The organism is Gilliamella sp. LMG 34359, assembly GCF_984569085.1.
The window spans coordinates 1505905-1518386 of sequence record NZ_OZ474906.1 but is presented as its reverse complement, the minus strand read 5'-3'; the positions used below and the strand labels follow the sequence as shown (position 1 = coordinate 1518386).

Here is a 12482-nt window from a genome sequence, read left to right as displayed (position 1 = left end):
TATATTGGTTTACATTAATAAAATAAGGGGGAGCCCCCCCCTTAATATTACTATAAATCTATTTATTTTTTTTAAATGCCGCAGCAAAGGCATTACCCATTGCACTATTAGTTGCCGTTGTGGCGGGACGATGTTTACTATTGGATGATACATTTACTGATTTATTATCCACTTTTGTAGAGGTAGTATCATCTAAACGCATTGATAAAGCGATACGTTTTCGAGGGATATCAACTTCTATCACTTTTACTTTTACAATGTCACCTGCTTTAACTATGGTTCGCGGATCATCTACAAATTTATCGGATAACGCCGAGATATGAACCAGACCGTCTTGATGCACACCGATATCGACAAAAGCGCCAAAATTAGTTACATTAGTTACCGCACCTTCCATAATCATGCCAATTTTTAAATCTTCCATTGTTTCAATATTATCGGCAAATTGTGCAGTTTTAAATTCTGGCCGAGGATCGCGACCTGGTTTATCTAATTCTTTGATAATATCCGTTACTGTCGGCACACCAAAATGGTCATCGACATAATCAACCGCTTTTAATGATTTTAGATAGTTTGAATCCCCTAAAATATCTTTTAAAGATTTATGGTTTTTAGCTAAAATTCGCTCAACCACAGGGTAAGCTTCAGGATGAACAGCCGATGCATCAAGTGGGTTAGTACCTTCCATAATTCTTAAAAAACCGGCACATTGTTCAAAGGCTTTAGGCCCTAATCGTGGCACTTTTAATAATTGTTTTCTATCGGCAAATTTACCGTTTTCGTTACGCCAATCGACAATATTTTGAGCAATAACCTTATTAAGACCAGCAATACGCGCAAGTAGCATCATTGAAGCGGTATTTAAATTAACGCCTACCGCATTAACCCCATCTTCAACCACCGCATCAAGTTTTTTCGCAAGTTGAGTTTGGCTTACATCATGTTGATATTGACCAACACCTATCGATTTTGGATCAATTTTAACTAATTCAGCTAATGGATCTTGCAAACGTCGCGCAATGGAAACCGCACCACGGATTGATACGTCGAGATCAGGAAACTCTTGTGCTGCAAGTTCTGAAGCCGAATAAACTGACGCCCCAGCTTCACTAACAATCACTTTCTGACCTTTCACATCTGGATATTTTTTCTGAACATCAAGATAAAAGCGTTCTGTTTCTCGTGAAGCAGTACCATTACCGATCGCCACAAGTTCAACTTGATATTTTATACAAAGTGCTGCAACAACCATTGCGGCTTTATCCGCCTGACCGGTATGAGGATAGATAGTTTCGGTAGCAACTAATTTTCCGGTGGCATCAACAACGGCAATTTTAACACCAGTTCGTAAACCTGGATCCATCCCCATGGTGACTTTCATGCCCGCCGGTGCCGCCATTAACATATCGTGTAGATTAGCGGCGAAAACATTAATAGCGTCTTCTTCGGCTCGTTCTCGTAATGTGGTCATTAGTTCGGTTTCCATGTGCATTAGGATTTTAATGCGCCATGTCCAGTTGATCACTGCTTTTCGCCACTTATCGGCAGGCTGATCGTTGAAGCGCACACCTAAATGTTCAGTAATAATTTGCTCGCAATAACTCTCTTTAGGTGCTTCGTCAAATTGTGGATCAGCATTTAATGATAGTTGTAAAAATCCTTCATTTCGACCACGGAACATCGCTAAAGCTCGATGTGATGGTACTTTAGAAATAAGTTCACTTTGGGCAAAATAATCTCTAAATTTAGCGCCTTCTTCCTCTTTACCGGTAATAACTTGAGAAACAAGGTGGGCATTATTCCAAAGATAATGACGAACTTTAGCTAGTAAAGCGGCGTCTTCGGCAAAGCGCTCCATTAAAATATAACGCGCACCATCTAATGCTGATTTAGTATCAGCTACGCCTTTTTCTGGATCAATATATTTTTCAGCTTCTGTTTCTGGATCGAGATCTGGGCGTTGCCATAAATCATCAGCAAGTGGCTCAAGACCCGCTTCTATAGCTATTTGTCCGCGTGTGCGACGTTTTGGTTTATAAGGAAGATAGAGATCTTCTAATTCGGTTTTACTAAGGGTATTGGTAATTTTTTGGTTTAATTCGGGGGTTAATTTTCCTTGTTCCTCAATTGATTTTAAAATCGTCTGTTTTCGATCCTCTAGTTCTCGAAGATAACTTAAACGACTATCTAAGGTACGTAATTGGGTATCATCCAATCCGCCGGTTACCTCTTTACGATAGCGAGCAATAAAGGGGACGGTACTACCATCATCTAATAATTGTATGGCAGCTAAAACTTGTTCTGGTTTTACGGTTAATTCACCCGCTATAATATGGCTAATTTGATTATTTATCATGGTATCTCTGTATATCTTGTCGATTAACGGAATTTAAATTCATCATGCAAAAAGCTAATTATATAACAAGAGAAGGCTACTTGGCACTCGATCGTGAACTGAAATATTTATGGAAAGAAGAAAGACCAAGAGTAACCCAAGCGGTATCTGATGCGGCCGCACTTGGCGATCGTAGTGAGAATGCCGAATATATCTATGGAAAAAGACGATTAAGAGAAATTGATAGACGAGTACGATTCTTGACTAAACGCTTAGAGATCTTAAAAATTGTCGATCCTGATCCGCGTCAAGAAGGTAAAGTTTTTTTTGGCGCTTGGGTAAAATTAGAAGATGATTCAGGAAAATTACATATTTATCGCATCGTCGGTACCGATGAATTCGATCCGAAGAGAAATTGGATATCCATCAATAGCCCTGTTGCCAGAGCTTTGATTGGTCATAAGATTGATGATGAAATATCAGTTATCACACCAAACGGTAAAACGTTTTATTATATTATTGATATTAGTTACCAAGAACTTGTTTAGATGTTTTTTTATGATTATTTAAATAATAAACATTCAAAATCATCTACGTTATCAACTTTGATTAAATTATCAAGTCGATAGTCTTCATCCAGCCATTCGATGAGATCAGACATCGCATCGATATGCTTATTATTGTCTGATGCAGCTAACATAATAAGCAAAGATATTTTTTCACCGTCAGGAAAAATAACTGGATGAGTGCATTTTAATAAAGAAAACTTTGTATCATCACAAATTACACCATTTTCAGAACGAGCATGAGGTAAGGCAAAGCCATCTGCAATAATAAAGTAAGCACCAATTTCATTAACATTATCAATAATAGATGTGATATATCTTTGTTCGATGTGATTGTTTTCAATTAATGAATTTCCAACTATTTGAATTGCACTTTTCCAATCCAAATTTTCTTTACTAAATTGCCAATGCTGCTCAAAAATAGGATGTAACTGTTTAGACATATTTTAACCTTTACTCTTGTATTACTTATTATTAATTTCTAACTTTATAATGGTTACAAGCTACCACTTGTAACCATTATTTATTTTAAGATAAAACCTGCAAAAATTGGTCACAAATATTTTGACCACTAATGCCATATTTATCTTTTAATTGACTACTTTTTCCTGATTCGGTAAACGTATCACAAACGCCTATCCTTATTAGTGGTTTTAAAATACCATTTTGCATACTTTGCTCGGCAATTAATCCACCTACTCCGCCATTAATACTATGGTTTTCAACAGTTATAATGACATTAACCTGTTGACATAAGGATTTAAATTTTTCCTGATTAAATGGTTTAATACAGGCTAAATGTATAAGTTTACCTTTATGACCAAGTGCGGATAATTTTTGATAACCGTCATTAGCTTGTTCATAACTTGCCCCTTCGAAGATGATGGCAAAATCATTTCCTTCATCAATAACCGCATCAATGTCATTGACTCGAGGAACGATTGTTTTATCCCGAACTGGCATTGGTTCACGTGCAACTCTAATGTAAACAGGACCATTAATTTTAGCCGCTTGTTCAAAAGCTTGGTAAACTTCATCGGCATCAGCAGGCGATAAAACGGTTAGATTAGGTAAAACTCTTGTTAACGCAATATCTTCTAGAGCATGATGTGAGGCACCATCAAATCCACCATCAACACCTGGGTGAGTTCCAACTATTTTAATATTGGCATTTGCGTAACAAGATTGTCGCAGCTGAGTCCATACTGTTCCGGTTGCAAAAATAGCAAAATCGATAAAGAACGGAATTAATCCTTCGAATGATTGCCCCGCGGCAAAACTTAATGATGAAGCTTCAGCAATACCCATTTCAAAAAAACGTTCTGGGTAATTTTTGGCAAACTGATCTGCACGAGTTGAACTAGCTAAATCACAATCAATAACAGTAATTGGGAAATTGTTTTCTGCTAATTGAATTAACGCTTTACCAATTGCATCTCGAGGTGCTTTCATTTCTGTCATTGTAAATCCTCCATAGCTTGTTTATATTCGACATCAGTTGGTGTTTTAGAATGCCAATCACCATTATTTTCCATAAAACTAACCCCTTTCCCTTTAATGGTGTGTGCTAAAATAGCTATCGGTTTTCCTTTATAATGACGCGCCAAAGCAAAACCATCGACAACTTGTTGCATATCATTACCGTCGGTTAATTCAATTACGTGCCAACCAAAAACTCGTAATTTGTCAGCCAATGGCTCTAATCTACATACTGAATTTACCTCGTCATGAGACGATAATTTGTTGTAATCAATAACTGCAACTAAATTATCCATTTGCATGTGAGCGGCTTGTTGTAGCGCTTCCCAAATTTGTCCTTCATGCATTTCACCATCACCAATGATGGCATAAACTTTATTAGGATCATTATTGAGTTTTTTGGCGGCAGCCATTCCCAATGCAATTGACAAACCTTGACCTAATAAACCTGTATTTGCATCAAGTTGTGGGACCGTTTTGATATTAGGATGCCCTTGCAGACGAGAATTTAAATTACGAAAAGTACTCATTTCTTCATCTTTAATAAAACCTAATTGTTTAAGTAATGCGTACTGAATGGCAACCGCGTGACCTTTACTCATCACCAGCCGAGCTCGCGGACTTTGGTTGAAATTAATTTCATTGTGATAAAGGTAGGTCATGATATCGGTTATTGATAACGCCCCACCAGGGTGACCTGCCCCTGAACGATATATCATAGTGACAATATCACGTCTGGCTTGTTTTGCTGAAATTTTTAACTGTTCAATATTCATTATTTCCTCACTTGTTCTGTTCCATAATCAAGCTCAACATTTAATAAGCACTTTAAGTTTGCCATCAAGATTTCCCGATATAGCTTGTTGAAAGGCTTTATCGGCATCTTCTAATGAAAATACTTTTTCATAAATAATTTGAGATAAGTCGGTTTGAACTTCTTTTCGATTTAGTAATTTAGCCGTATTAATCAGATCTTCCGGTGTATACATATGACTGGAGATAACGGTTATTTCTGATGATTGTAATTCATGAAGATTTACGCTATTTCCTTTAGCATATTGGGCGATAAGCACTAAATATTCTGGTTTTCGTTGAGAATCAATAATTTCATCAAATACCTTTCTAACCCCCGAGCATTCAAAAATAATTGGTCTAATTTTTGAATTTAAAATATCGACTTCAGAGATACTATTTTTCACCGTGAAACCAAGTTCATGAAGTAATTTAACTCGAGCTTGATTGGTTTCAATGATAATTGGTTTTAGATTATGAAGATGTTTTAAAACCAAGCCGGTCACTACACCGATAGTGCCACCACCAGTAATAATGATTGGATAATTATTTAAATCTATATTTTCTAGAAGCGTAACTGCATGGTAACCGACCGCCAAAGGTTCAAATGTTGCGGCTATTTTAAGATCGATGTTATTGTCTAATTTGACTAAATGATCAAGATCTATGGTGATATATTGCGCTAAAGTCCCATCTAATCTAAATCCCATTACACGGCGATTTACACGACAAATATTAGGATGTCCATTAACACAGTTAACACATTCCCCACAGCCAACAAGTGGATTGATTGCCACGTGATCACCAACTGAAAATCCTTTAGTATTAGGACTTACTTTGGTAATAACTCCAACCGCTTCATGGCCTTGAATAAAGTTTGTTGGTGGCTTCAATGAGGGATGCATTCCCAGATAGAAGTGGGTATCTGAACCACAGATACCACCATATTCAATTTTAACGACTGCATTTCCATCATTGAGTGAGGGTTCAGGAAGCTCAATGATGTCTGTTTTTTTAATATCAGTTATTTTCACTGCTTTCATGTTTTGTCTCTTTATTAAAAGTTATAAAATTCTTTTTTCAATTAAATAGGGTCATATTAAGAGAGAGCTTGTTTTATATCGTTGATTAATTGATCTAATTTCGGATCTCCAATGTAGTTTTTAATACTTACAATTGGTTGTTTAACTGTATGGCTTGCTCTTTCAACCAAACGTTCTTGAATGACGACCAGATCAGCTTCTTGCGGCACATTTTCGATTGAAAAATGCTTCACAATAATCTCTTTATCAACACCATTTTCCTTCAAGAGTTTTTTGAATCTTGATGCACCTAGCGCACTTGAACCCGCTCCAGCGTCACAAGCAAAAGCAATGAATTGAATGTTTTTTAGATCAAGTTCTTGTTCATGAGATTGATTTGATAATGAAATGTCAGCTTTGGCTTTTAAATAAGCTTTATTACTTCCTTCCGTTTTAGTATTAATGACCTCTTGTTTTGAATTAGAGAAATCTTCATCTTTTTCAGTGATTGGGCTGATTTTTAGTAACAAACTACAACCAATAAATGAAACTGCCGCAGCGGCACTTATACCACATATTGTTGCAAGATGTTTGCCTGGAGGTGTAAGTGCTAAGAAAGCAAAAATTGATCCTGGTGTTGCACCGGCAACTAATCCGGCATTCATAAGTGAGAAAACCATAATTCCCGCAGCCGAACCTAACATAAGTGGGAAAATCATTAGAGGACGCATATAAACATATGGGAAATACATTTCATGAATACCACCAAAGAAATGAATAATTGTAGCTGCTGGTGCCGATTTTTTACTCATACCTTTACCGAAAAAGCAGAATGCTAATAGTAGTCCTAATCCAGGGCCTGGGCTGGCAAATACCATGAAGTAAACTGAAGATCCGTTAACTAAAGCATCCTTCATCCCTAACTGATAGAATATTGCCTGATCGATAGCATTATTGAGGAATAGTACTCTCGTTGGTTCAATTAGTAAGGCAAGAGAAGCTAAATAGCCAGTTTGCAATAATCCGTCTATTGCGGCGGCAATGATATTGGTGATAGATAGCATGAATGGGCCAATAAAATAATAACCTAAAATTGCTAATCCCATTCCTAAGAAACCTAATGCAAAATTTTGAATGATGTTTTCAAAGCCATTAGGTAAACGATTTTCTAATAATTTATCCAGCTGTTTACTGCAATAGCCCCCTAAAGGTCCCATCGCCATTGCACCTAATAACATAGGTATATCTGAACCAACTACAATCCCCATGGTACCGACAGTACCAATTATTGCACCGCGTTTACCTCCAACCATGTCACCACCGGTATAACCTACCAGCATCGGTAACATATAAGTAATCATAGGGCTAACTAAACTGCCTAGTTGTTCGTTAGGTAACCAACCTGCAGGAATAAAAAGTGCGGTAATAAATCCCCAAGCCATGAAAGCGCCAATATTTGGTATAACCATAGCCGTGAGAAATCCACCAAAACTTTGAATTTTAGCTCTCAATGATAGTTTCTTATCCATAGTAAAATTCCTTAAAAAATAAAACATACACTCATATTTAATATGACTACTCATATAAGTAGTGAGTCAATAATATTTAATAAACAAAATATGTATATATATTTTTATTCAAAGTGTTAACTAAATCACATTTTAGCCATTAATTTTATGAATAGACATATTTTTAGATCTACTTAATAGGAGGTTAAATTTATTTGCAGGACATAAAGCAAATTGACCATCAATAACAACTTAATAATCTGATCACTGTTTTATATAGTTGAAATATTGCTATTTGTAGTTAATTAAATGAAAATGGTAACTAATCGAGAAAATGAGGAATAAAAATGAGTGGTAACATAACAATTAAACAATTAAAAGTTATCAATTACATTACTAACCTAATTGAAGAGAAAAACTTATCTACCGGTGAAAAAATTGATACTGAAGTTAATATTGCCAAGATTTTAGATGTAACCCGTACCACAGTTAGAGAAGCGACAAGACATTTGTTAGAAGAAGGTTTGGTTTATCGTGTTAGAAAGTCAGGATTACATGTTGGTTCATCTGAACGAAATATTAATTTAACCGGTAAATTCAATGTTATTTCACATTTCGATTATCAAGCTAAAAAACAGGGTTATAAAGGATCGAGAAAAGTACTCTCAGCAAGTATAGTTCCTGTTCCTAGTGAAGAATTGGCCAATTTACTCAAATTAAAAAGAAGCGATTTTGTTTATAAAATTGAGAGATTAATGTTTTTTGATAATATTCCAGTGTCTCTCGAATTTACCCTAATACCAACAAATTTGTTTGATCAGTTTCAATTTAGTCAATTAGAGATATCTAAATTTGGCTATATTGAAGAAAGTACTGGAAAAAAAGTAAAAAAACGCATTCAAAATATCATGGCAGTAAATGTCGATGATGAAATGATTGAGAACGCATTAAATGTGGCAAAAAATACCGCATTATTAAAACTTGAGGAAGTCACTTATCTTGAGGATGATACGCCTTGTGAGCACAATATTTCTTTTATAAAAGCTGAATATCATCCTATACAAAATATAATTGAACGACGATTATAAGATAGCTGAGTGAAGCATTTGTCCAGTCTGGTGTTTAGATATATAAATTACTAATAATTAAACTATATAATTTTCGAGAACTAATTGAATACTTAACTATATGATTACCGTTAACCAACTCTTTATCTATCCAATTAAATCAATGCAAGGTATTGCGTTGACTCATGCCGAGAGTATCGATGGTGGTTTTGAATTTGACCGTATTTTAATGATAAGTGAACCGGATGGAAGATTTATTACAGCAAGGCAATATCCAGACCTTTTAAAACTGAAAACCGCAATAATTGATAATCAAATTCAGGTTTCGTTACCAACTAATGAGTCAATAATGATTAATTTTGATGAGTTCTCATTGAGTAACGAAGCAACTGAAGTTTGGGGAAATCACTTCACCTCACATATTGCGCCAATTAAAGTTAATCAATTTTTTAGCCAATTTCTGCAAAAAGATGTGCAACTACGGTGGATCGGTAAACAATTGAGTCGAAGAACTAAACGCTATCCCGATGTACCTGTTAGCTTTGCTGATGGTTATCCATATTTGTTATTGAATCTAGCTTCATACAATTATCTTGAACAGCAATGTCCTGAAAAATTAGACATTCGGCAATTTCGTGGCAATATTATTATTGAAGGAGCACTACCTTTTGCTGAAGATGGATGGAAAACCATCAAAATTGGTGACGTTATTTTTGATATCGTTAAACCTTGTACTCGTTGTGTATTAACCACATTTAATGTTAACTCCGCCATGGCATTACCTAATAATGAACCTTTAAGAACTTTAAGTTATTTTAGAGCTGATCCAGATGGTAAACTCGATTTTGGCATGAATATGCTAGCTCGAAATCATGGCACGGTATCTGTTGGTGATAAAATAGAGGTTCTTGAACGGCAACCCGCTAAAAATTATTTAAAAAACTTCCCTAAAGATACATTAAAAGACTCGCAACCTTGTATCATTACTTTCGGAAATAAAAAAATTACCGGCAATAATCAACAGACGATTTTAGAACAACTCGAACAACATCATATCTCACTGCCTAATTCTTGTCGGGCTGGTGTATGTGGCCGTTGCTCAGTGTTATTAAAGAAAGGCAAGGTAAAATCATTAACTCAATCAGTGGTTAATCAAGATAGCCATATCCTAACCTGTAGTTGTACCCCGAAAGGAGATATCACGATAGAACTGAAAAAACAGTAATAAAGCTAGAATTAGATATGATCAATAGATAACGGATTTAATTTATTAAAATTACAAGATTAATATTAGGTTACAATGGATGTTTGGAAAAATAATATTATTTATATTTTTAGGTTTACTCTCTGCATCGGCACTGCCATTGGATCATTATAAAATGGTATTTGATGATATAAAGAGCGGCAAAGAAGGAAAAGTTATTAAAGAATTAGCAGAAGGCAATTCAACCCATCTAACCTATCTTACAAGTTTAGGAATGAGTTATATTGAATTAGCGCATAATTTTAATCCTAAAAATTGCTATAAACTATATAAAATTAATGACTTAGTATCTAGTTGGTATGATAATTTTGTTCTCACCGAAAATATCTATTATAACGATTATGATCAAGATAAAGAATTTAATGAATCCTTAGCATATAAATGTAAAAAAGTAGGTTTTGCAGACATAAATTATTTTATTAAACCTAAATTAGTCGATAAAGGATTATCACTAATTCGAATAGCAATCCTGAATGGTGATTTAAACGCTGTTCGATTATTAATAGTTTTAAAAGATTCAGATAAAATACCAAACAGTTATATCATTAATTTAATTAAACGGTTAAAAACAGATAATAAGATAAATATTAATCCATATATATCGTTTTTAATTGGGCAAGACTATCTTACCGATCCACTTATTGATCCAACTAGCGCATTACAGCAATTTGTTGATGCTAAAGATATTGATGATCCATCTTTATCCTATTTTATTGCTTATGCTAAGATTGAAGAGCTAATTGAGGTTTTATTAGATGATAAACACAATTTTAGTGAAGACGATTATAAATATGAAAACCAAGTAATTGATAAAAAGATCCTTGAAAATATTCATGAGAATGCTTCACGAGGCGATATAACATCCATACTTTATTTGAGCCAATATTATGTAAACGAAACAAAGCTAAATCAAGCTTTGATGTATTTTAATCAAGCTTGCTCATTATCTTCTTCACGTGCATGTGAAATATATAAACTGCGGCGCGATCTTTCAAGAAGTAGTGATCTTTACCCTTTATTAGAAAAATTTGATAAAGATACACCTGATCCTGAAATCGCCATAGCTATTGGTAAATGGTATGACTCACATAACAAGGATTTAGCTGCAATTTATTACTATTCATATGCTGCTGATAATAACCCTGAATTATTCCTTCATTATGTTAAAAGCCCTAAAATCATGGAAAAGATTGCTTCCAAGTATGACTATGATTCAAATCTTGATCAAAAAATTTATTGGTTAGAAGCAGCTGCAAATGCAGGTAGTTTTTCATCTAAACAAACATTATACGAAATGTATATAAAAGGCGATTATGTAACTAAAAATTATGACAAAGCAATTTACTGGCATCAAAGATACTGCTTCGATGAACAAGTTGAATATACATGGGGAAGTTGTACTGCTTTAAATAGATTAAGACAAGATCCTCAATTACAACGCGCATTAGATAATGGTGATAAGGAGGCTCAGTACGAAATAGGTTCTATGTTTATTGAATATAAAACATTGTATGATATAGGAATTGATTTACTTGAAAAAGCAGCTAAACAAGGTCAATTATCAGCTGAAATGATATTACGTTTGAAGCGTCAAAAAAGCCATATAGACTTTTCTGGATAATAGCAAATTGAAAGTAGAATGATCTTATAAAATGTAATAGTTAAGTTAAAAAGAATAGATTTATAAATGAGCAGGAACTTGCTACTCATTTAGAATAAAACTCTATTAATTAAGAAATCGCTTTTAATTCTATATGGTTATCATCTAGACCCACCGAATTTTCGTTTTTTATGAACTGTTTCGCTAACGCTAATCTATCATTCATCACTTTAATCGCTTCGGAAAAATAGAAAGTTTTGTTCATAGCAACAAACGTTCTTTCGGCAATAACACACAAAGAGGCGTTTTCACCCGCTTCAACGACCAGTAAATTAACTTTTTGACCGGTTTCTTGTAAGTTCACTTCGACAATATCGGCAACTTTAGGGTTATAAAGTCGAGGTTGCTGAGAAAAATACCAGCTTTTAGGCATTTGTGGTTTTAAAAAATTCGAGGCTACCACTGCATTAATTGATAATTCAATTTTTTTTGAATCGCTTAAGAGTAAAGGTTGGCAACTATCATAAAATAGATAGTAAGCTGTTGCATCATCGACAGAAAAAGGGAATTCGCCAAAAACATCTGGTATGAGAATTTTACTTGCGTAATTACATCGAAATAATATTTCTGATGAAATTTCAAGCATTAAACTATCATATTCATTGTCAAAATACCAACGCCAGCTATCAGTTGGTCGAAAAGCCATTTTCATTGATATTTTTATCCTTACCTTAATTGAATTAAATTTGAGCAAATATAACATAGCAAACAAAAAAAATAAATAAAAAAATAAAATAACAAAAATTTAATTGTTTAATTTTTAAAAGTTTTATCAAAATTTAGAAATGA

The 12482-nt window shown here is 34.4% G+C and carries 11 protein-coding genes; 4 read left to right on the top strand and 7 right to left on the bottom strand.

Annotated elements, in window-relative coordinates; translation table 11 throughout:
- Positions 1-58: 58 nt before the first annotated feature.
- Positions 59-2356: a Tex family protein gene (locus AC5LXV_RS07040; protein WP_493467788.1), complete on the bottom strand. Its 2298-nt coding sequence runs from the start codon at positions 2354-2356 to the stop codon at positions 59-61.
- 44 nt (positions 2357-2400) lie between these two features.
- On the opposite strand from AC5LXV_RS07040, the gene greB reads away from it, so the two are divergent.
- Positions 2401-2883 carry a transcription elongation factor GreB gene (gene greB, locus AC5LXV_RS07035; RefSeq protein ID WP_110423863.1) on the top strand — a complete coding sequence of 161 codons (483 nt, stop codon included), beginning with the start codon at positions 2401-2403 and terminating at the stop codon, positions 2881-2883.
- A gap of 14 nt (positions 2884-2897) precedes the next feature.
- Here greB and AC5LXV_RS07030 read toward each other — a convergent pair whose 3' ends face one another.
- The 5 genes from AC5LXV_RS07030 to AC5LXV_RS07010 all read right to left on the bottom strand — a co-directional run bounded on the left by AC5LXV_RS07030 (position 2898) and on the right by AC5LXV_RS07010 (position 7723).
- Positions 2898-3344, bottom strand: a complete 447-nt coding sequence (locus tag AC5LXV_RS07030) for a PTS sugar transporter subunit IIA (RefSeq protein ID WP_493467787.1) — start codon at positions 3342-3344, stop codon at positions 2898-2900.
- An 85-nt stretch (positions 3345-3429) separates the two neighbouring features.
- Positions 3430-4353, bottom strand: a complete 924-nt coding sequence (locus tag AC5LXV_RS07025) for a transketolase family protein (protein ID WP_493452901.1) — start codon at positions 4351-4353, stop codon at positions 3430-3432.
- A gap of 5 nt (positions 4354-4358) precedes the next feature.
- Positions 4359-5156 (bottom strand): transketolase, encoded by a 798-nt coding sequence (locus AC5LXV_RS07020; RefSeq protein ID WP_110434140.1) that lies wholly within the window; start codon positions 5154-5156, stop codon positions 4359-4361.
- A 33-nt stretch (positions 5157-5189) separates the two neighbouring features.
- On the bottom strand, positions 5190-6215 hold the full coding sequence (locus tag AC5LXV_RS07015; RefSeq protein WP_493467786.1) for a zinc-dependent alcohol dehydrogenase: 1026 nt from the start codon (positions 6213-6215) through the stop codon (positions 5190-5192).
- Between the two features lie 56 nt (positions 6216-6271).
- Positions 6272-7723 carry a PTS mannitol transporter subunit IIBC gene (locus AC5LXV_RS07010; RefSeq protein WP_493467785.1) on the bottom strand — a complete coding sequence of 484 codons (1452 nt, stop codon included), beginning with the start codon at positions 7721-7723 and terminating at the stop codon, positions 6272-6274.
- 326 nt (positions 7724-8049) lie between these two features.
- Between AC5LXV_RS07010 and AC5LXV_RS07005 the strand changes: the two genes are divergently transcribed.
- The 3 genes from AC5LXV_RS07005 to AC5LXV_RS06995 all read left to right on the top strand — a co-directional run bounded on the left by AC5LXV_RS07005 (position 8050) and on the right by AC5LXV_RS06995 (position 11654).
- Positions 8050-8790, top strand: a complete 741-nt coding sequence (locus AC5LXV_RS07005) for a GntR family transcriptional regulator (protein WP_110434143.1) — start codon at positions 8050-8052, stop codon at positions 8788-8790.
- 100 nt (positions 8791-8890) lie between these two features.
- Entirely contained in the window at positions 8891-9994 is a 1104-nt protein-coding gene (locus AC5LXV_RS07000) for a YcbX family protein (RefSeq protein ID WP_493467784.1), read from the top strand.
- A gap of 79 nt (positions 9995-10073) precedes the next feature.
- Entirely contained in the window at positions 10074-11654 is a 1581-nt protein-coding gene (locus AC5LXV_RS06995; RefSeq protein WP_493467783.1) for a tetratricopeptide repeat protein, read from the top strand.
- A gap of 109 nt (positions 11655-11763) precedes the next feature.
- On the opposite strand, the gene AC5LXV_RS06990 is transcribed toward AC5LXV_RS06995, so the two are convergent.
- A complete protein-coding gene (locus AC5LXV_RS06990) occupies positions 11764-12345 on the bottom strand; it encodes a cell division protein ZapC (protein ID WP_493467782.1) in 582 nt (193 codons plus the stop codon).
- Positions 12346-12482 lie beyond the last annotated feature (137 nt).